At 62.0% G+C, this 20,582-nt stretch carries 12 protein-coding genes; 6 read left to right on the forward strand and 6 right to left on the reverse strand.

The genetic code is table 11. The features are described from left to right. On the reverse strand, positions 1–150 hold a 150-nt coding region (locus tag SYN65AY6A5_RS09595), incomplete at its 3' end, for a helix-turn-helix domain-containing protein (protein ID WP_143597158.1). Between the two features lie 227 nt (positions 151–377). Between SYN65AY6A5_RS09595 and SYN65AY6A5_RS09600 the strand changes: the two genes are divergently transcribed. Continuing rightward, on the forward strand, positions 378–980 hold the full coding sequence (locus SYN65AY6A5_RS09600; protein ID WP_011429235.1) for a 2'-5' RNA ligase family protein: 603 nt from the start codon (positions 378–380) through the stop codon (positions 978–980). On the opposite strand, the gene gap is transcribed toward SYN65AY6A5_RS09600, so the two are convergent. Beyond that, complete coding sequence (gap, locus tag SYN65AY6A5_RS09605) at positions 965–1,984, reverse strand: type I glyceraldehyde-3-phosphate dehydrogenase (RefSeq protein ID WP_011429234.1); 1,020 nt, start codon at positions 1,982–1,984, stop codon at positions 965–967. The genes SYN65AY6A5_RS09600 and gap overlap by 16 nt on opposite strands. A 180-nt stretch (positions 1,985–2,164) precedes the next feature. Continuing rightward, entirely contained in the window at positions 2,165–2,680 is a 516-nt protein-coding gene (locus tag SYN65AY6A5_RS09610) for a cyclic nucleotide-binding domain-containing protein (RefSeq protein ID WP_168174249.1), read from the reverse strand. A 280-nt stretch (positions 2,681–2,960) separates the two neighbouring features. Here SYN65AY6A5_RS09610 and SYN65AY6A5_RS09615 point away from each other — a divergent pair, with 280 nt between their 5' ends. The 4 genes from SYN65AY6A5_RS09615 (at position 2,961) to SYN65AY6A5_RS09630 (ending at position 15,795) form a co-directional block, all read left to right on the forward strand. Next, complete coding sequence (locus SYN65AY6A5_RS09615) at positions 2,961–5,855, forward strand: helicase-related protein (RefSeq protein ID WP_099812524.1); 2,895 nt, start codon at positions 2,961–2,963, stop codon at positions 5,853–5,855. Further along, the gene (locus SYN65AY6A5_RS09620) at positions 5,852–10,417 is read left to right on the forward strand and encodes an endonuclease domain-containing protein (protein WP_099884301.1); all 4,566 of its coding nucleotides are present in this window, start codon (positions 5,852–5,854) and stop codon (positions 10,415–10,417) included. The genes SYN65AY6A5_RS09615 and SYN65AY6A5_RS09620 overlap by 4 nt, the downstream gene beginning before the upstream one ends. A 30-nt stretch (positions 10,418–10,447) precedes the next feature. Then, positions 10,448–10,654 (forward strand): type II toxin-antitoxin system VapB family antitoxin, encoded by a 207-nt coding sequence (locus SYN65AY6A5_RS09625; protein ID WP_011429230.1) that lies wholly within the window; start codon positions 10,448–10,450, stop codon positions 10,652–10,654. A gap of 92 nt (positions 10,655–10,746) precedes the next feature. Further along, positions 10,747–15,795, forward strand: coding sequence for a DEAD/DEAH box helicase (locus SYN65AY6A5_RS09630; protein WP_099884303.1), 5,049 nt, complete (start codon positions 10,747–10,749; stop codon positions 15,793–15,795). On the opposite strand, the gene SYN65AY6A5_RS09635 is transcribed toward SYN65AY6A5_RS09630, so the two are convergent. The 3 genes from SYN65AY6A5_RS09635 to pds form a co-directional block, all read right to left on the reverse strand. Then, positions 15,792–16,607: an ABC transporter permease gene (locus SYN65AY6A5_RS09635; RefSeq protein WP_011429228.1), complete on the reverse strand. Its 816-nt coding sequence runs from the start codon at positions 16,605–16,607 to the stop codon at positions 15,792–15,794. The two genes, SYN65AY6A5_RS09630 and SYN65AY6A5_RS09635, sit on opposite strands and share 4 nt — an antisense overlap. A gap of 23 nt (positions 16,608–16,630) precedes the next feature. Then, entirely contained in the window at positions 16,631–17,518 is an 888-nt protein-coding gene (locus tag SYN65AY6A5_RS09640) for a phytoene synthase (RefSeq protein WP_041438059.1), read from the reverse strand. Between the two features lie 124 nt (positions 17,519–17,642). Continuing rightward, the gene (gene pds, locus SYN65AY6A5_RS09645; RefSeq protein WP_011429226.1) at positions 17,643–19,061 is read right to left on the reverse strand and encodes a 15-cis-phytoene desaturase; all 1,419 of its coding nucleotides are present in this window, start codon (positions 19,059–19,061) and stop codon (positions 17,643–17,645) included. A 177-nt stretch (positions 19,062–19,238) separates the two neighbouring features. On the opposite strand from pds, the gene SYN65AY6A5_RS09650 reads away from it, so the two are divergent. After that, positions 19,239–20,477 carry a phosphoglycerate kinase gene (locus SYN65AY6A5_RS09650; RefSeq protein WP_011429225.1) on the forward strand — a complete coding sequence of 413 codons (1,239 nt, stop codon included), beginning with the start codon at positions 19,239–19,241 and terminating at the stop codon, positions 20,475–20,477. The last annotated feature ends 105 nt before the right edge of the window (positions 20,478–20,582 follow it).

The raw sequence follows: 20,582 nt of genomic DNA on the forward strand, positions 1-20,582 counted from the left end.
TCTGATGTAGCTGTCGAGGTCATACCTTTTCGCCCTACCGGATGGTGTACGTACTGCATGGATCCAGCCCTTCTGTTCCCATCGCCTCAAGGTGTGGAGACACACCCCAAAATAATCCGCCGCTTCTCTCGGTTTTACATACCTAGCCATACCAAGCAGCCATACTGAACATACTGGGCATTATTTTCAGTATAGTCCAGCATATCATTGACTAGAGTCATGCTCCTACTGCCACCGAATAATCACTAGATAATTATATGAGTAGTTAAAGAAGACGTCGGGCATCCCGACAAACCTTCTGACCCCTAGGAAATGGGGTAGAGGCCTGGGGATGTGCTGCCCTAGCCTGGATAAAAGGATCCCTCACCTGTCCGGCAATGCTGATCGATGCTCCCCAACAGCGGCTATTTCTCGCCCTCCTTCCCCCACCAGACCTGCAGGAGCAAGTGACCGCCATTAAACAACAGTTTGCCGAGCAATTCGCCAGCCGCGCAGCCCTGCGCTCGCCCCCTCACATCACCCTGGTGCCTCCTTTCGAGTGGCCCACTGCCCAGCTGGCGGCCCTGACAGGATCCCTAGAAGCATTTGCTAAGGAGCAGGCGCCAGTTGCCGTTGAGCTCTGTGGCTTCGGCGCCTTCCCGCCACGGGTTATTTATATTCACGTCGAGCCCTCCCCCGAGCTGCAACAGCTTCAGGCCAAGGCCCAGCGGCACATGAGCCTCCTTCTCAAGCAAGAAGAAGCAACGGCTCCAGCCCGTCCCTTTGTGCCCCACATGACTGTGGCCTTCCGGGATCTCCAGCCGGCCCAGTTCCGCGCCGCCTGGCCGCAGTTCAAGGCTCGCCTCTTCCAGGGATCCTTTCTCGCCTCTGCCCTGACCCTCCTCCTCCATGACGGCAAGCGCTGGCAGGTTTTTGCCGAATTCTCCCTCTCCGCCTCTGAGGGATTGAGGCAGGAAACAACAGCCTACTCAACCCAGTGAGCAGCCATATATTCAGCTAGATCCAGCACCCGCTGCGAGTAGCCCCACTCGTTGTCGTACCAGGCCATCACCTTCACCAGATCCCCGTCCAGCACGCTGGTCATCTCGGCATCCACAATCGCCGAGCAGTCGTGGCCGCGGTAGTCGATGGAGACTAAGGGGATATCGGAGTAGGCAATGATCCCTTTCATCGTGGTCTCTGAAGCGTCCTTGAGAGCCGCGTTCACCTCCTCGGCAATCACGCGCCGCTCCGTTTGCACCACCAAGTCCACCAGCGACACGTTGGGCGTGGGCACCCGTACCGCCACCCCGTTCAGCTTGCCCTTCAGTTCGGGGATCACCAGCGCCACCGCCTTGGCCGCCCCGGTGGTGGTGGGCACCATGCTCAACGCCGCCGCCCGCGCCCGTCGCAGATCGCGGTGGCCGCCATCCAAAATCCGCTGGTCACCGGTGTAGCTGTGGGTGGTGGTCATCGTGGCCCGCAAGACGCCGAACTTGTCCAGCAACACTTTGAGGATGGGGGCAAGGCAGTTGGTGGTGCAACTGGCGTTGCTGACAATGTTGTGCCGCACCGGGTCATAGGTGTGTTGGTTAACGCCATATACAAACGTGGGAATGTCGCCCCCCTTGGCCGGAGCGGTGATCACTACTTTTTTGGCTCCCGCCTCAAGGTGCTTAGAGGCCCCTTGATAGTCTACGAACACCCCTGTAGCTTCAATAACAAGATCCACCTTCCACTCTTTCCAGGGCAGGTTGCTGGGGTTGCGATCGGAAACGGCGTGGATATGCTTGCCGTTAACCAGCAGGCCACCCTCGACGGCCTCCACTTCCGCCCCTTGCAGCGGCCCGAGAATGGAATCGTATTTGAGCAGATGGGCAGCCGTGCGGGCGTCTGATGTGTCGTTGATGGCAACAATATCGAGATTGGACTGGGAGCGACCCAGCCAACACCGCAAAAAGTTGCGACCGATACGACCAAATCCGTTGATGGCTACCCTGACCACTGCTCTTAACCTCGCTGCTTGAAGTGCTTTGGGGCTGCTTAGCACATAATACCGCAACCCCTGGCTATTCTGAAGATAAAATTTGGGATCCCACCGCTTGATTTCTGGCCTCTTTTTTGAGTAGTATCAACTAATATTTAACTTTAGGGATCCCGGCCTGCCTGCAGGGGTTGGCTTTCCTCAAGCGGGGTAGCGCTGCTGCAGCAAGGCCATAGCCGAGGCCACGTTTTCGGCTCCCCGCTGTTCCAGCAGATCCGCGAACATGCTGTCGAGCCAAAAGACGCGCTCGCCGATGATCTGGGTCCAGGCGCGGTAGAGCTTCAGCTGGACTTCCAGGGGCAATAGGAGCAGCCCCTCGCGGGAGAGGTGCAGGGTTTGCACTTCGGTCAGGCTCACCGCGGTAAAGGAACGTCGCCGTCCCGTCAGCAAGGAAAGTTCCCCAAACACGCGCCCGGCATGCAGCGTGGCCAGCCAATAATCGCCGGGATGGCGCATGTACTGGCGACGCAGCTCCACGATCCCGCTGAGAACTACGTATAGGTCGCTACTGGGATCCCCTTCTTGGAAGATCACCTGGCCGGGGGAAAAGCGGCTGGGCAGTAGGGCAGCCGTCAATGCCTTCCACTCAGCATCTTCCAAAGACTGAAAGAGCAAGTGCTCGCGAACGCGCTCAAACGGATAACGGCTGCTGCTCATCGGGCAAGCGGCTGGAAGTGCTTGGGGCCAGCTCTGTTTCATCCTACCGTCACCCCACGTTTTGGGTAGGAGGGATCCCTGCAAAAGGCTTGGGCGAGACCCAACTGGGCCATTTTCCAACACGTAGAATTTTTGCCGGCCATGGCGCCGGCAGAAGTTCTGTCCAGGCAGGCTGTAGGGGGTTCTCAAAAAAGCCGCAGAAGCTCGGCAGTCATTCCCGGAAAGCGGCAAAGATGTATACAAATCTCAAATGGAGAAAGCTCTCTAGGGATCCCGATCGATGCAGCCTGGCTCAATTGTTTGCTGCCGCCACCGCGAGTGGGTGGTGCTCCCCGCTGATTCCGAAGAAGGGGTAGTGCTGCGGCCCCTTACTGGTACGCCAGAGGATGCGATTCACATTCACCGACAACTGATGAACCTTGTAGGCGGCACCTTGCCCTTTGAGCGCATCGAGCCGGCCTTCTTCCCGCTGCCCTGCGCCGACCGAGTTGCCGATGCTGCAGCCGCCCATCTCCTCTGGCAGGCAGCGCGGCTTATCTTGCGCGAGGGCGCCACTCCCTTTCGCTCGCTGGGGCGCATCTCCATCCGGCCCCGAACCTACCAGTTTGTGCCGTTGCTCATGGCGCTGCGCCTTGATCCGGTGCGGCTGTTTATTGCCGACGACGTGGGAGTGGGCAAGACCATCGAAGCGCTGCTGATAGCCAGAGAACTTCTGGATCGCGGCGAGATCCGGCGCTTTTGTGTCCTTTGCCCGCCTTATTTGTGCGAGCAGTGGGCCAGGGAGCTGGCCGAGAAGTTTCACCTCGAGCCGGTAGTTATCCGCTCGGGGACGGTAGGGCAACTGGAGCGGCAAACCCCGCTGGGACAGAGCCTCTACGAATACTTCCCGGTGCAGGTGGCCAGCATTGATTTTGTCAAAACAGAGCGCAACCGCCCTCAATTTTTACAGTTTTGTCCTGAGCTGGTCATTGCCGACGAAGTGCACGGTGCGGCGGCGGCCAGTTCCGGCAGAGCTCAGCAGGAGCGGCATGCCCTTTTGAGAGCCATTGCCCAAGCGCCCAACCGCCACCTGATTCTGCTGACGGCTACTCCCCACAGCGGCATCCCAGAGGCCTTCCGTTCCTTGCTGGGGCTGCTGCGGCCTGAGTTTGAGGCGTGGGACTTTCAGGATCTCACTGAGAGCCAGCGCCTCGAGCTGGCCCGTCACTTTGTCCAGCGCACGCGGCGGGACATTAAGGAGACCTGGCAAGAAACCGCCTGCTTCCCAAGCCGAGAAGCTGAAGATGAGACCTATGACCTTTCGCCCCGCTACCGCGAGCTGTTTGAGCGCACCTATGCCTTCTGCGCGGAGCTGGTGCGCACCGGCCAGCAGATGGAACAGCGGCGGCGGCGAGTACGCTACTGGGGGGCGCTGGCTCTTTTGCGCTGTGTCATGTCCAGTCCGGCAGCGGCCTTGGCAGCGCTGGCCAATCGCGGTGCAGGCTCCCGGGAGGAAGAAGCTGAAGAGGCCGAGGAGAGCTTTAGCCGCTGGGTGTTCGAGTCAGCAGAAGAGCGTACTGACGACGAATTACCGCTGCCAGCCCTCGAAGCAGCAGATCAAACTCTGCCCGACAGCGACCGCCGCCGGCTGCGCGAGCTCGCCCGCCTGGCTGGTCAACTGCGTGGCGTAGACCAAGACACCAAGCTGGCGCGGGCCATCGAGCTAGTGAAGCGGCTCCTCAAAGAGAGCTTTCACCCCATTCTCTGGTGCCGCTATGTGGCCACGGCGGAGTATCTTGCCGACCACCTTCGACAACACCTGGGATCCGCAACTCAGGTAGCCTGCGTAACCGGCCGCATGGGCGACGAGGAGCGGGAGGCCAAGATTGCGGAAATGGCCGTTGACCAGCCACGGGTGCTGGTGGCCACCGACTGCCTCTCGGAAGGGATCAACCTGCAGGAAAAATTGACAGCCGTCATCCACTACGACCTGCCCTGGAACCCCAACCGGCTGGAGCAGCGGGAGGGGCGGGTGGATCGCTACGGCCAACGGGCCCCCCGGGTCAAGGTCATTCGTTTTTTTGGGCGAGATAACCCTGTGGACGGCGTGGTGCTAAAGGTGCTGCTGGACAAGGCGCGGGAAATTCGCCGCACCCTTGGCACCCACGTGCCTGTTCCCGAAGCGAGTGAAAGCGTTACCCAGGCGGTGCTGGAGGCGCTTTTTTTGCGCCAGGGATCCGGCTCAGGGGAGCGCCAGTTGGAGCTGGATCTGGGGATGGCAGAGGTGAGCCGGTTTCACGCCCGGTGGGATCGCTCTGCCGAGCAGGAGCGGCGCAACCGCACCCGTTTTGCCCAGCGATCCCTCAAGCCTGAAGAAGTGCAGCGGGAACTGGAGGCTACAGACGCCGTGCTGGGGGATCCGCAGGCAGTACAGCAATTTTTTCTCGCTGCCGCCCAGCGCCTGGGCCTGGCCGTGATCCCTGACCGGCAGTCTGGAGTCTTCCAGGTCAACCTCAGCCGAGAGGGCACGGCAACCCTGCCGGAGGCCATTCGTTCAGCCCTGCCCCAGCCCAAGGGTGGACACTGGCGGATTAGCTTTGTCTCCCCCACGCCAGAAGGAGCGGAGTACGTTGGCCGCAACCACCGCCTCATCGCTGCCCTGGCCCACTTTTTGCTGGAGAAGGCTCTAGATAATCCTGAAGAGGCCGTCGTCTCCCGCTGCGGGGTTGTGCGGACGCGGGCTGTGGCCGAGCTCACCACCCTCTTGTTGCTGCGCGTGCGCTACCTGGTGGAGCAGCCGCTGGCTCAGCCTCTGCTGGCGGAGGAGGTGCTGGTGCTGGGAGGGGTTGGCCTGGAAAGAGGCGCAGCCCGCTGGCTGGAAACTGGGGCAGCGCTCCAGCTTTTGGCCAAAGCCACGCCAGATGCCAACCTGCCGCTCGCGGAAAAGCAGGAGTTGGTGCAGCATGTGCTAGACAGCCTCAGCCCCTGGCCGCCGACTGCAGAAAACTGGGGCCTAGGACACCCCCTTCAGCAAGGGATCCGGGAGGCCATTTGCCGGCGGGCTGGCGAGCTGGCTGATGCCCACAGGCGCATCCGACAGGCTATCTCCCAGCGCGTGCGCGGGCTGGAGGTTAAGCCGCAGTTTCCCCCGGATCTGCTGGGAATTCTTGTCCTACAACCTCTGCTGTCCAGATGAGCCAATTTCCTGCACTACGCCTTGAAGGGGGCCTCTTGGGGCCGGACATCCTGGAGCAGCTTTTGGCCGGCGAGCTGCCGGGCCAGAAGCCGAGAGACTTTGGGCTAGACGACAAGCGCAGCCTGACCGAGGAGATGGCCAGCGTCTTTGCCGATGCCCGCACCCAGTGGGAAGTTTTCCGCCGTCGGCTGGCCCGTCTGCCAGAAGGGGATCCGGCCACGTCGGTTACCCGCGATGCCTGGGTCATTCCCTTTCTCAGCCTTCTGGGCTACGAGCTGCGCTACAACCAGCGGGCCTACGAGATTGACGGCGCCACCTTTGCCATCTCCCACCGAGCTGGCGAAGCAGAGGACGCTCCGCCGGTGCACATTGTGGGGGTGCGCCAGGAGCTGGGACGGCTGGCTCCTACTGGCAGGCCGCGTCTAGCCCCTCACTCGCTGCTGCAGGAGTATCTCAACCGCAGCGAGCACCTCTGGGGCATCGTCACCAACGGGCTGATCCTCCGCCTGTTGCGAGACAGCACCTTTGTGCGCCGGCAGGCCTATGTGGAGTTTGACCTGCAGCAGATCCTGGAGGAGCAGCGCTTTAACGACTTTGCCATCCTGTTTCGCCTGTTGCACCGCAGCCACCTGCCCCAAAGGGCGGAGCAGGCGCGGGAGTGTTGGCTGGAGAAGTACTACCAGCAAGCTCTGGAACAGGGGGGGCGAGTCCGCGAGCGGCTGCGGGATGGGGTGGAAGAATGCCTCAAGGGCTTGGCCAACGGCTTTCTTGCCCATCCCAAAAACTCCCAACTGCGGGAGCGGCTGGCCTCTTCTGGATTGAACCGCCTCACCCCGGAGGAGTTCTACCGACAACTGCTGCGGCTGGTCTATCGCTTTTTGTTTCTCTTGGTCTCGGAGGAGCGGGGGCTTATCAGCGCCAGTCCTCTCTACCGGGATCACTACGGCGTGGGTCGGCTGCGGCGGCTTTTGGAGCGGCGCAGCGCTTTTACGGAGCATGAGGATCTCTGGTGCAGCCTGCGAGTGCTCTGGCGGGTGCTCTCCCAAGAGGAGCTGGCCCAGCTTTTGGGGGCTGCCCCTCTCAATGGGGACCTCTTTGCTCCCCTGGAGCTGGATAGCTGCAGCCTCAGCAACCGGGATCTGCTGCAAGCCTTTTCGCACCTAGCCTACTACCGAGAAAACCCCACCTCTCCCCTTCGGCGGGTCAACTACGCGGCGCTGGATGTAGAAGAACTGGGATCCGTCTACGAAAGCTTGCTCGACTACCAGCCTCAGATTGTAACTGGGCAAGGGGCGCCTCGCTTTGAGTTGAGCTACGGCTCAGAGCGCAAGAGCACAGGCTCCTACTACACCCCGCCGGAGCTAGTGGCCGAACTCATCCGCTCGGCGCTGGAGCCAGTGATTGAAGAACGGCTGAAAGCCGCTCGCCCACCTGAGGAAAAAGAGCAAGCGATTTTGTCCATCCGTGTGTGTGATCCCGCCTGCGGATCCGGTCACTTCCTGCTTGCTGCCGCCCGCAGGTTGGGCAAGGAACTGGCAAAGATCCGCACCGGCGAAGAGGAACCCGCCCCCGAGCGTGTCCGCGAGGCCATCCGCGATGTGGTGGCGCACTGCATCTACGGCGTGGACAAAAACCCGCTGGCGGTGGAACTCTGCCGCGTGGCCCTGTGGCTGGAGGCCCACTGCGCCGGCAAGCCCCTCACCTTCCTGGATCACCACATCAAGTGCGGCGATTCGCTGGTGGGTGTCTTGGATTTGGCGATTTTGGAAAAGGGCATCCCCGATGAAGCCTTTACCCCGGTTAGCGCTGACTCCAAGGAGGCTGCCCGCTCGCTAAAGCAGCGCAATCGCACCGAGTGCCAGAGTTTGCAAACAGGGCAGCTTTCCCTTGCTTTTGACACTGACCAGGTGGTGGCTGAGCTTAGCCAGGAGCGACAGAAGCTAGAAGCCATTCCAGACAACTCCCCGGCAGAGGTTAGCCGCAAGCAGCAGCTCTACAGCCGCTACTGCCAAGACCCGCAACACCAAAAGCTAGTGGAAGCCTGCAACCTGTGGACAGCCGCTTTTTTCCAGCCCTTGATCCCTGACTTCTCTAGGGCCATTACCACCCAAGCCGTGGCTGATCGACTGCAGGAGAGAACCCCCTCCCAGGCCCTTGCCACTGCTCAGGCCCTCGCCGTCGAGAACCGGTTTTTCCACTGGCCGCTGGAGTTTCCAGAGGTGTTTGAAAGTGGCGGCTTCGATGTCATCCTCTCCAACCCGCCCTGGGAGCAAATCCAACTGGAGGAAGAAGAATTCTTCGCCAGCCGCGATACCGCCATTGCCCGCGCGCCCAACGCCGCCGCCCGCAAACGCCTGATTGCTGACCTGCCCCAGACCAACCCCGCCCTCTGGCACGACTACCAGCGCGCCCTGCACAACGCCGAAAGCACCAGCCGCTTTTTACGGGGCAGTGGTCAATATCCCCTCGCCGGCCGCGGCCGTATCAATACCTATTCCGTCTTTGCAGAGCGTGTGCGCAACCTGCTTAGCCCGCGCGGACGGGCAGGCATCATCGTCCCCACGGGCATTGCCACCGACGACACCAACAAGCTTTTCTTTGCCGATGTGGTGGAAAAAGGGCAACTGGTGAGTTTGTTTGATTTTGAGAACCGCGAGGGGGTGTTCCCTGAAGTGCATCGCAGCTACAAGTTCTGCCTGCTCACCCTAGCAAGGGATCCAAAGGGGGAAATGCCGCCAGCCAGCTTTGCCTTTTTTGCCACCCGTGCCGACCACCTGCGCGACCCGCGTCGCGTTTTCACCCTCACAGCGGACGACATTGCCCGCATCAACCCCAACACCCGCACCCTGCCCGTCTTCCGCACCCGGCAAGACGCCGACCTCACCCGCGCCATCTACCAGCGCGTGCCGGTTCTGGTGAACGACTCCCCTCTTCCTAAGGGAGAGGGGCTGGGGGTGAGGGTCAATCCCTGGGGCGTGCAGTTTAAGCAGGGGTTGTTCAATATGTCTTCTGACTCGCACCTCTTCCGCACCCGTGCAGAGCTGGAAAAGCAAGGTTACCGGCTGGTGGGGAATGTGTTTGTGCCCTCACCCCCTAACCCCCTCTCCCACGCTGCGGGAGAGGGGGGAAGGATCGCAGCCCCCGACCTCTCTTCTCGCGCTGCGGGAGAAGGAGGGTACGAATTACCCAAGGCCAGCCAGGAACTGATTGCCAGGGCGCGGCAGTTGCGTCGCGAGGCGACGACCGCCGAAAGCCTGCTCTGGGAATTGTTGCGTGACCGTCGGCTGCTAGGCCGAAAATTCCGACGTCAACATCCGATTGGACAATTCATCGCCGACTTCTTCTGTGACGATGCCCGCCTGATCATTGAGATAGATGGCGCTGTGCACCGCGAACCCACTCAGCAGGAACGCGACCGTTTGCGGGAGGAAATCCTGCGCGAACATGGCTTTGCCATTCTGCGCTTTACCAATGAGCAGATATTCGACCACACAGAACAAGTCCTGCGAGAGATTGCCGCCTTTGTTACTGCCCATTCCTACGAGCATCCTTCTCCCCTCTCCCAAAGCCTTGGGAGAGGGGCCGGGGGTGAGGGCCGCTACCTCCCCCTCTACGAAGCCAAAATGATCTGGCACTATGACCACCGCTACGGCACCTATGAGGGCGTGCGCGACCGCTCCAGCACCCAACTGCCCACGCCTGATGAGCACCAGCACGCCGACCCGCACTTTGTTGTCCAGCCCTGGTACTGGGTGCCCGCCGAAGAAGTGCAAGCCCGCCTGGGCGACTGGCGGCGCGGCTGGCTGCTCGGCTTCCGCGATGTGGCAAGGTCTACTGACGAGCGCACCGCCATCTTCAGCCTGCTGCCCAGGGTGGGGGCGGGACATAAAGCACCCCTTATCTTCTCTGAATCCCAATCTGCTGTGCTTGTTACAGCATGGTTGGCAAATTTCAGCAGTCTGGTCTTGGATTTTGTCACTCGCCAGAAAATTGGCGGTACTTCGCTTGGATTCTTCATCCTCCGCCAACTCCCCGTCCTGCCGCCCTCCGTCTACACCGCCGAAGATTTGCGCTTCATCGTCCCGCGCGTGCTGGAGCTGGTCTACACCTCCTGGGACATGAAGCCCTTCGCCGACGACGTATGGCGAGAGGCAGACGAAGGATTGCGGGCTGTGATTAGACCTCACCCCCCGACCCCCTCGCCCGCAGCACTGGGTGAGGGCTTCCCCTTCCCGCCGTTCACCTGGAACGAGGAACGCCGCGCCATCCTCCGCGCTGAACTGGATGCGTACTACGCCCGGCTCTACGGCCTGACGCGCAAGCAACTGCGCTACATCCTCGACCCGGCGGATTTGACCGAACGCGAACTTGCCGACATCCTCGACCCGCGGGAAGAGGTGGCAGACCCGCTCGACCCGGCTGGCTACACTACCCGCGCTGCTGCTAGCACCTTCCCCGGCGAAACCTTTCGCGTGCTGAAGGAGAAGGAGATACGTCAATACGGCGAATACCGCACCCGGCGGCTGGTGCTAGAGGCATGGGAGAAGCTGGCGCAACACTAATTTCATTATGTGTAAACAGGGGAGCTTCCCATGCGGACTAACGTTGTCTTGGATGACGAGCTGATCGAGTTGATCGAGCGGGCTCGCCAGCTAACCGGCCTCAAGACCAAGCGCGAGATAATTCACGAAGCGCTGCGCACCCTCATTCGGCTCTACGAGCAAGCCGAGATCCGCAACTTACGCGGCAAGTTGAAATGGGAGGGAGATCTGCACGAGCAACGCCTCTCCTCTCCCTAAGATCTCCCAGCCCAAGCCTCAGGGCGATCCTCTTGCAGTCGCTAGAACACCTGCTAGGCTTAACCTAGCCAAAATGGCTTTGGAGAGCCCCGATGGCCACCATTTTTGACCTGCACGAGAGGGTTCTAAAGGACTACGCCAATTTCGTCCGCTCCTTTTTTCTCATTGCCGACCCACGGGCACAGGCGTTTGTAGACCAAGCTCTGGAAGAAGGGATCCACCTCTGGCCAGAGCCGCTTGTGCAGCTTAGCCCTGCCTACGTAGCCGGCCCAACCGTTGATGAGTTGGCTGAAACGGGGCGGATTACTGAAGAAACAGCCCGCATCTTCCGCTCTGAGGACGGCAGACCCTTTCGTCTCTACCGCCACCAAGAGGAGGCCATCGCCAAAGCCTTGGCCGAGGAAAGCTTTGTGGTAACCAGCGGCACCGGTTCCGGCAAAAGCCTCTGCTATTTCCTACCCATCATCGACAACTGGATTCGCCAGGGGGGATCCCTGGGCCAGGTGACGGCCCTGGTGGTCTATCCCATGAACGCTCTGGTGAACTCCCAGTACCAGTCTTTACAAACTCTGCGCGAGCGCTACGAGCGCGCCTACCATCGCCCCTTTCCACTGCGCTTTGCCAAATACACCGGCGAAACCGAGGAAAGCGAGCGGGAAAACCTGCGGCGGGATCCACCCCAGCTCCTGCTGACTAACTACGTGATGGCCGAGCTACTGTTGGTGCGCCCCGAAGATCAGCGCTTCCTCAGCCCCAACGGCCTGCGCTTTCTGGTCTTTGACGAGCTGCACACCTACCGGGGTCGGCAGGGGGCCGACGTGGCCATGCTGGTTCGCCGCCTCAAGGGACGCTGCGCCGCCAAGAACCTGGTGCACATTGGCACCAGCGCCACCATGATCTCCCGCCCCGAGGCCAGTGCCCTGGAGCGCCGCCAGACCGTGGCCGACTTCGCCAGCCGCTTCTTTGGCCATCCCTTCACACCGGAGCAGATTATCGAGGAGACCCTGGCCCCTTTGAGCGAAGGTGGCCCGCCTTCACCTGAAGAGCTCAAACCCGCCCTCGATCCCCCCTGGCCTACTGACCTAGCCAGCTTGCGCCGCCATCCCTTGATGCGCTGGTTGGAGTACGAGCTGGGCCTGGAGTTAAGTCCTGACGGCAGCCTCAAGCGCCGCGTGCCCAGGGAGCTTTCCGAGGTGGCCGCCCAACTGGCCCAACTGACCGGCACCGCTAGCGAAAACTGTGCGGCAACGCTGCGCCAGTTCCTTGCCCACGCCAGCAGCCTCAAAGACGACCGCAGCCGAGGAGTGGCCTTCAAGCTGCACCAGTTTATCTCCCAGGGCCGCACCCTCTACGCCACCCTGGAGAGTCGGGAAAAGCGGCAATTTTCCCTAGAAGGGCAGATGCAGGCGGGGGAGGGCAAGCTCTTTTTCCCCGTCAAGTTCTGCCGCCACTGTGGCCAGGACTACTACCACGTCCTCAAGTCCAGGGATCAGTTCCTGCCCTATCCCGTGGGAGAAGAGGTAGAGCAGGACGAAGACCAGCAAGCCGGTTACCTGAGCTTGGATCCTCTTGACAACGAGTGGTCGCTGGAGCAGATCCCCGAAGACTGGTACACCCCTGAGGGCAGACTCAAGACCGACTGGGGAAAGCGCGTCCCCCAAGCCGTCTGGGTGCGCCCGGATGGCTCCTTTTCCGAGTACCCCCAGGCGGAGGCGCAGAAGATGTGGTGGCAGCCCCACCCCTTTTCCCTGTGCCTGGCCTGCGGCGAGTACTACCGTGGCCGCGAGCGGGAGTTTGTCAAGCTGGCTTCCCTCTCCAGCGAAGGCCGCTCCAGCGCCACCACCATCCTTGCCACCTCCCTACTGCGCCATGCCGAGCAAACCCAGGCCGCTTGCAGCAAGCTGCTGACTTTTACCGATAACCGCCAGGACGCCTCCCTGCAGGCCGGCCACTTCAACGATTTTGTGCATGTGGCCCTTCTGCGGGCCTCGCTCTATGCTGCCCTCCTCAAGAAAAAAGAGCTGGGCTTTGACGAGGTGGCCCAGGAAGTGGTGCGGGCTTCTGGCCTGGAGCTTGCCGACATTGCCCAAAACCCGGCTTTGGATCCCGACTCGCCCAGTGCCGAGGAAGTGTGGCAGACCTTTAGCGAGCTAACCGAATACCGGCTCTATGAAGATCTGCGGCGCGGCTGGCGGGTTACCCACCCCAACTTGGAACAGGTGGGCCTGCTGAAAATCGAGTACCGCGGCCTCGGGGAGCTCTGCCAAAATTCAGCCCTGGCTTCCCTTCACCCCTGGTTTGCCCAAGCCAGCCCTGAGGAGCAAGAGCAACTGCTGCGGGCTCTGTTGGATCGGTTTCGGCGCCAATTGGCCATCGATGTGCCCGTGCTCAAGGCAGAGCCCCAGAGAAGGCTGCGCCGGCGCGCCCAGCAATATCTCAATGAGTTTTGGGGCCTGGAAGAGCATGAGGAGTTGCGGACGGCTCGCTGCTTTGGCCAGAACCCTTCCCGGGAAAACGGGCAAATGCTCAGCCTGGGCCGCCGCAGCACCATTGGTCGCTTCCTCCGCAGGCGCCTTGATCTGAACCAAGAAGCCTACGACAGGTTTTTGGAGTCCCTGCTGTCTCTCCTGGTCAGACAGGGCCTGCTACGGCGCCACGTGGAAAATGGCCAGGTAGCCTACCAGCTAGACGCCGGCTGTCTGCGCTGGTGTCTGGGGGATGGCCTGCCGCCGCCGGATCCTCTGTATTCCCGCAGCGCCCAGCAGGAGGGCTACACCTCTGTCCGCCGTCCCATCAACCCCTTCTTTCAGGAGCTCTACCGAGCCGGGGCAGCAGGGCTAGGATCCCTGGAAGCCAGAGAGCACACCGCCCAGGTGGTCCAGCCGGGGGAGCGGGAGCGGCGAGAGAGACGCTTCCGCAATGAGCCCGGGGAGCGCCGCCTTCCCTACCTCATTTGCTCTCCCACCCTAGAGCTGGGGGTCGACATTGCCGATCTGGATCTGGTGCACCTGCGCAACGTTCCCCCAACGCCAGCCAACTACGCCCAGCGCAGCGGTCGGGCCGGTCGCCAGGGGCAGCCGGGGCTCATCCTCAGCTACTGCGGCGCCTTCAACAGCCACGACCAGTACTACTTTCGCCGCCGGGCCGAAATGGTGGCTGGACGGGTGCGACCTCCCCGCCTGGACCTGGCCAATGAGTCGCTGCTGCGGGCCCACATCCACGCCGTCTGGCTGGCCCAGGTGCGCTTGCCCTTGGGCAACTCCATCGAAACGGTCATCGACTCAGCTCGGCCAGAGCTGCCCCTGCGGGAAGAGGTGGTTGCTTCCATTCAGCTAGGGGAGGCAGCCCGCCAAGAGGTGGCGGAGCGGGTGGAGGCGCTCTTGGCTGCTGACCGGGAAGTGCTAGAGCGCAGCGGCTGGTTTAGCCGGCGCTGGATCCAGCAGGTTATTGAAGAAGCCCCCCGCGCCTTTGACCGCGCTTTTGACCGCTGGCGGGAGCTCTATCGGGCCGCCACGCAACAGTTGGAAGCCGCTAACCAGCAACTGCAGACGGCTCGCCGCCGGGAAGACCAGCAGGAAGCCAGGCGCCGCCAGCAGGAGGCTCTGCGCCAGCGGAACCTGCTGTTGCAAATCGATACCCAGCGGGAGGAAAGCGACTTCTACCCCTACCGCTACCTAGCCAGCGAAGGGTTCCTGCCCGGCTACAACTTCCCTGCCTTGCCCGTGCGCGCCTGGGTGCCCCGCGGCAGCGAAGGGGAGTTCATCGCCCGGCCCCGGTTTTTGGCCATTCGCGAGTTTGCCCCCCACAACTTCCTCTACCACGAGGGCTGCCAGTGGGAATCGGTGGCCTTTCAGGCTCCGCCCGGCGGCCTGGAGGAGCGCAAAAGCAGCCACAAGCTCTGCTTTAGCTGTGGGGCCTTTGGGGATCCCTCCTTGGATTGCTGCCCCGTCTGCGGTACCCGCTTCGATGGGCAAAATAGCCTTTTAACGCAGCTTCTGGAAATGCCTAATGTGCGCATGCGGCGCCGGGATCGCATTACTGCCGACGAAGAAGAGCGGCGGCGCCAGGGATACGAGCTGCAGACTTTCTTTCAGTTTGCTCCCGAAAGTTCAGGCTACCGCGTCCAGGAAGCCGACGTGCTAAGGGGCGAAACTCCCCTGCTGCAGTTGCGCTATGCCCCAGCCGCCACGCTGCTGCGCATCAACTGCGGCTGGCGGGGCAGTGGGGGGCGAGGTTTCCTGGTCAACTTTGACAATGGCGAAGTCCCTTCTCGAGCTCAGCTTGGGGGCAATAGGGCTAGCTCGTCTAGCCAGATGTCCTTGCAGCCCATCCGCCTGGCAGTGCGCGCTACCCAAAACCTCTTGCTGGTGCGGCTGGTTCAGCCCAGCCTGGGGAATCTGCAGGCCCTAGAAACGACCCTGCGCTATGCCCTCAAGCGGGGAATCGAAGAGACCTTTGAGCTGGAGGAGACAGAGCTGGCCGCCGAGTGCATCGGCCAGGGATCCCATCGGGCCCTGCTGTTCTACGAGACGGCAGAAGGGGGAGCCGGCGTCCTGCGGCGGCTGGTGGAGGAACCCCAGGCCCTTGCCGAAGTGGCCCAGGCGGCGCTAGAGATCTGCCACTTCCAGCTCTCAGAAGCCGGGATCCAAGACCTGCGGCCCGAGTGCCGCGCAGCCTGCTACGAGTGTCTGCTCAGCTACGCCAACCAACGGGAGGCGCTGGAGCTCGACCGATACAAGATTCGAGATCTTCTGGGGGAGCTGGCCCATAGCCGCACCGAGCTGCGTCCCCTGGGCCGCTCCCGCCAAGAGCAACTGGAGTGGCTGCGCCAGCTCATCGATCCCCGCTCGGAACTGGAGCGCCGCTTCCTGGAGCTGCTGGCCGAAGGGGGCTATCGCCTTCCCGATGAGGCCCAGAAAGCCCTCGCCGAGCCCCGCTGCGTGGCCGACTTCTTCTACGATCCCAACATCTGCATCTTCTGCGACGGCGCAGTGCACGACGATCCCGCCCAGGCTGCCCAGGATCGCCAACTGCGCTCTCAGCTTTTGGGGCACGGCTACCGAGTAATTGCCCTGCGCTACGACCAAGACCTGCGGGAGCAACTGGCTCGCTACCCAGAGGTGTTTGGCAAGGGCAACTAATCCTGCTGGTGGGAAAACAGGTAAGCTCCCACCAGGGCCAGGATGGCCGCCAACCCTGCCAGCACCGCCACGGTGTACCAAGGGAACTCCGCCAGGGGCTGGTAGGCGGCTGCCCGCATGCCGATGCTGGCGTAGGAAAGGGGCAGGCAATAGACCAAGACCTGCAGGTAACTTGGCAACTGACTGGGATCAAAAAACGTGGCCCCCAGAAAGGACATGGGCGTAATCAGAAAGTTAGTCAGCACCCCCACACTCTCCAGGCTGGGCACCTTCAAGCCGGCGATTACCCCAATGCCGGCAAAGACGGCGCAATCCAAAAGCAGCACCAGCAGCGACAGGGGATGGAGCAGGCCCCAAGCACCGGTGCCCAGCACCCCCACCGCCAACACCCCCAAAGCCGTGAGCAAGCCGCGGACAATGCCCGCCAGCACCTTGCCCAAATGCAGCGCCAGCGGGTGTACCGGCAGCAACAGCAATTCCTCAAAGCTTTTGGTAAACAGCCGCGATCCGCAAATGGAGAAGGTGGTGCCGGCAAAGCTGATGGTCATGGCCGAAAGAGCCACCATCCCCGGCAAAATGAAGCGCAAGTAAGAACCGGCTGCGGTGGTTCCGGCCACGTCGGCCAAAGCCTCGGCCCGCAGGGATCCGCCCAGCCCCACCCCAAAGGCGACGATGTAGATGAGGGGGGCCACCAGCCCCGAAGCCACCACCTGCCAGACCCGCCCGCGCAGATCCAGCCAGTCGCGCCAGAAGATGGTTAAACTGTCTTCCCAGATTTGCCGATAGGGTCGGTGCAAGGCCTGGTTCAGCATAGATCTTCCTCTTGCCAGCGCAGCTAGTAGCCGTAGTAGTTGGAGCGCCACGACCGCCACCAGGCCACCGGCAGCGCCAGCGCCTTGCTCAGGGTAGACACATAGGCGCGGGTGCGAAACACCTGGTAGTGGTTGCGCTCAATGGCGTTGAGGATCTGCCGGTAGAGCATCAGAGATGCCGCCACCGGCCAGCGGGAGTCCGGCTGCAGCGTGGGGATCCCCCGTTCCGCTTGGGCATAGAGCTCTCTAGCCCGCCGGATCTCGTAGTCCATCAGGGCCATCCAGCGCTCGTCGATGACGTAGTTAAACAGATCCCGCTCCGAGTAGTTGAAGCGGCGCAGATCCTCTAGAGGGAGGTAGATCCGCCCGCGGCGGGCATCTTCCCCCACATCGCGCAAGATGTTGGTCAGTTGCATGGCGATCCCCAGCGCCACCGCCTCCTCGCGGCCATCCCGGCCCGGCACAAACCCCATGATCTCCGAGCACATCAGGCCCACTACCCCGGCCACCCGGTAGCAGTAGACCCGCAGCTCTTCCCAAGTGGCATAGCGCCGAATGTCCAGATCCATGCTCTGCCCCCGCAGCATCTCGCGGAAGGGCTCAATCGAGAGGCGGTAGGTGCGGATGGTGTGGATGAGGGCCAGGTCGGTGGGAACTTGCGGCTCCCCCCCCTGGAACAAAGATTCCAGGTGGGATCCCCACTGCTCCAGCTTGCTGCGGGTGACCTCCACCTCAGCCTGGCTGGCCTCCAGCCCGTCCAGCAGCTCGTCCGTCTGTCGCAGCCAAGCATAGATAGCCCAGATGGCCCGCCGCTTAGGTCGGGGCAGGAGCAGGGATCCCAAATAGAACGTCTTGGCGTGCTTGGCCGTAATCTGGCGACAGAGGGCAAAAGATTGCTCCAGCGGACTCATCGGGCTTATCTCCAGGGGCGCGGGGCCAGATGGGGACAGCGAGGGCACATCTCAACACTACGGGAAAGCGGACAGGCTGGATAGCCCAGACGCTCAAGTTCCAGGAAATTGCCTTTCGGCGGCATTAAACCCCTGCTGTCGCCAAGCTCGCAGGCGAAGCAGAAGCTGGCTGAGACGGGATCCCTTTGCTGATGGCCTCAGCCGCCCACTTGCCGGAGAGGATAGCCCCCTCCATGCTGCCCAGAAAGGGCTGCAAGGTGTAGCTGCCGGCCAGGAAGAAGTTGGGAATGGGGGTGACTTGGGTGGGGCGGTATTGCTGCCGACCTGGCGTGGCTTTGTAGACCGAGCGCGGCGTTTTCACCACCACCCATTTGCGCACCCGCGCGGGGTTGGGGCCGGTGAGGTGCTGGGGGAAGAGTTTTTTCAGCTCCTCCAGCGTGGCGGCAAAGATCTCCTCATCGCTGCGCTCGATCCACTCGGCAGCCGGGGCCAGCACCAGCTCCAGCATCGAGCGCTTTGGATCCGCATAGGCGCGGCAGGTGTTGCTCATGTCGGCATACACGCTCAAGAGCGGCGAGCGGGAAAAGAGCGAGTGGTCGATGTGGGTGAGCTTGCGGTCAAACCAAATCTGCAGGCTGATCACCGGCACCCCTTCCAGCTCGCGCAGTTGCTGGAAATAGGGCATTTCCCACCACCGAGCCGGCAGCAGCTCCTTGAGCGCATCCACCGAAAGGGCCGACACGTAGGCGTCGGCAGTGACCTGCAAGGGCCCGGCAGGGGTGGCGAAGCGGAAGCCAGCCACGCTGCCATCGGGGTTGAGGTCGATGGCCTGCAATGCCGCATTCAAATGCACCTGGCCGCCGCGGGCCACGATGGAGTCCACCATCGGCTGGCAAAGCCGCTCCGGCGGGGCGCCATCCAGATAGGCAATCTTAGAGCCGTCCTTTTGCCGCAAAAAGCGGTTCAGAGCCGTCAGGGGCACCATGGCCGAGATCTCGTCCGGGTTGATGAACGCCAACGCCTTGGAGACGGCAATGAAAATATCCGTGTTGACCCGCTCATCGATGCCCTGCCGGCGCAGCCATTCTAAGAGGCTGTAGCGATCCATCTGCTCCACGTAGCGCTGGCCGCGCACCATGGCCGGCACCAGCCCCAGGGCAAATTTCACCTTTTCGCTCCAGGTGAGCATGTCGTTGTTGCGCAGGATGCCGACAATGGCGTTAAAGGGAGCGGGAATGTCCGGCAGGTCAAAGCGGGAGTAGGTGCCCGGCTTGTCCGGCTGGTTGAAGATCAAGCTGTGTTCCTTCCACTGCAGGCGGTCGGAGATGCCCAGCTCCCGGAACAGTTGCAGGGTGTTGGGGTAGGCGCCGAAAAAGTTGTGCAGCCCCGTCTCGATCCAGTCCCCGTCGGCATCTTTCCAGGCGGCCACTAGCCCCCCCAGCACCTCCCGCCGCTCAAACAGCAGCGGCTGATGCCCGGCATCACAGAGATACTTGGCACAGGCCAGCCCCGCCAGCCCTCCCCCAGCAATGGCAACACGCATGATGATGACGATCAAGCAACACTTTCATTCTATTTGCAAACCGTTACAATCGCTCAGGCCGCAGGCAGGGAGGAGAGGATTTCCAGAGCCCGGGTTTCCCGCCGGGATCCGATCCCTGGTAGGATACGGGAGAAAAACTAGAAAAAAATTCTCTTGGCTCCAGGGGGAGGGACGACGATGGCCAAACAAACACTGGGATCCCTGCTGTCATCCGGCTTTGATCTCAAGGGCAAGCGTGTGCTGGTGCGGGCCGACTTCAACGTCCCTCTGGATCCCCAGGGCAACATCACCGACGACACCCGCATTCGCGCCTCCCTGCCCACCATCCAAGCCTTGGCCCAGGCGGGCGCCAAGGTCATCCTCACCAGCCACCTGGGCCGCCCCATCCAGAAAGACAAGGCGACCGGCGCCATCCAGATCGCCCGCGAGGGCAATAGCCTCGCCCCTGTGGCCGTCCGCCTTGCCCAGCTCCTGGGCCAGCCGGTGGCCTTTGCCCCCGATTGCATTGGCCCTGAGGCCGAAGCCGTGGTCAGCTCTCTGGAAAACGGCCAGGTGGCCCTGCTGGAAAACGTCCGCTTCCACCCCGAAGAGGAAGCCAACGATCCAGAATTTGCCCGCAAGCTGGCCTCCCTGGCCGACTTGTTTGTCAACGACGCCTTTGGCAGCGCCCACCGCGCCCACGCCTCCACTGCCGGCGTCACCGCCTACCTCCAGCCCGCTGTGGCCGGCTACCTGGTGGAAAAGGAGCTGCAATTTTTATCAGGCGCCATCGAGAACCCCCAGCGACCGCTAGCGGCCATCATCGGCGGCTCCAAAGTCTCTACTAAGATTGGCGTCATCGAGCGCCTGCTGGAAAAAGTGGACAAGCTTCTGCTGGGCGGCGGCATGATCTTCACCTTCTACCAAGCCCAAGGGATCCCAACCGGCAAGTCTTTGGTGGAAACCGACAAGCTGGATCTGGCCCGCTCCCTGATGGAGAAGGCCAAAGCGCGGGGCGTGGAGCTGCTGCTGCCGGTGGACGTGGTGGTCGCCGATAGGTTTGACAAAGACGCCAACGCCCAGACGGTTTCCATCCACGCCATTCCGGAAGACTGGATGGGCCTGGACATCGGCCCCGAATCGGTCAAAGCCTTCCAGGCCGCCCTGCAAGGGTGCAAAACCGTAGTCTGGAACGGGCCGATGGGTGTGTTTGAGTTCGACCGCTTTGCCGCTGGCACAGAAGCCATTGCCCGCACCCTGGCCGACCTCACCCAGGCCGGTGCCATCACTATTATCGGCGGCGGCGACTCGGTGGCGGCTGTGGAAAAAGTGGGCCTAGCCGACAAAATGACCCACATTTCCACCGGCGGCGGCGCCAGCCTGGAGCTGCTGGAAGGCAAAGAGCTGCCCGGCATCGCCGCCCTTAGCGAAGCGTAGGGTAGCTCGGCTCATTAACCCAAAAGCAGCAAAAAGCAAAAAAGTAGGGGCTGAGTTCAGCCCCTCTTTTAATCTGCTCGGCGCAGATGGCCGCAGCAATGGCGA

It is taken from the genome of Synechococcus sp. 65AY6A5, assembly GCF_002760415.1.
Lineage (GTDB): Bacteria > Cyanobacteriota > Cyanobacteriia > Thermostichales > Thermostichaceae > Thermostichus.

What these genes read in the sequence shown, in the direction of transcription:
- SYN65AY6A5_RS09600 (WP_011429235.1), top strand. Translation starts at nt 378, where the DNA reads ATGCTGATCGATGCTCCCCAACAGCGGCTATTTCTCGCCCTCCTTCCC.
- SYN65AY6A5_RS09610 (WP_168174249.1), bottom strand. Translation starts at nt 2,680, where the DNA reads ATGAGCAGCAGCCGTTATCCGTTTGAGCGCGTTCGCGAGCACTTGCTC.
- SYN65AY6A5_RS09615 (WP_099812524.1), top strand. Translation starts at nt 2,961, where the DNA reads ATGCAGCCTGGCTCAATTGTTTGCTGCCGCCACCGCGAGTGGGTGGTG.
- SYN65AY6A5_RS09620 (WP_099884301.1), top strand. Translation starts at nt 5,852, where the DNA reads ATGAGCCAATTTCCTGCACTACGCCTTGAAGGGGGCCTCTTGGGGCCG.
- SYN65AY6A5_RS09625 (WP_011429230.1), top strand. Translation starts at nt 10,448, where the DNA reads ATGCGGACTAACGTTGTCTTGGATGACGAGCTGATCGAGTTGATCGAG.
- SYN65AY6A5_RS09630 (WP_099884303.1), top strand. Translation starts at nt 10,747, where the DNA reads ATGGCCACCATTTTTGACCTGCACGAGAGGGTTCTAAAGGACTACGCC.
- SYN65AY6A5_RS09635 (WP_011429228.1), bottom strand. Translation starts at nt 16,607, where the DNA reads ATGCTGAACCAGGCCTTGCACCGACCCTATCGGCAAATCTGGGAAGAC.
- SYN65AY6A5_RS09640 (WP_041438059.1), bottom strand. Translation starts at nt 17,518, where the DNA reads ATGAGTCCGCTGGAGCAATCTTTTGCCCTCTGTCGCCAGATTACGGCC.
- pds (WP_011429226.1), bottom strand. Translation starts at nt 19,061, where the DNA reads ATGCGTGTTGCCATTGCTGGGGGAGGGCTGGCGGGGCTGGCCTGTGCC.
- SYN65AY6A5_RS09650 (WP_011429225.1), top strand. Translation starts at nt 19,239, where the DNA reads ATGGCCAAACAAACACTGGGATCCCTGCTGTCATCCGGCTTTGATCTC.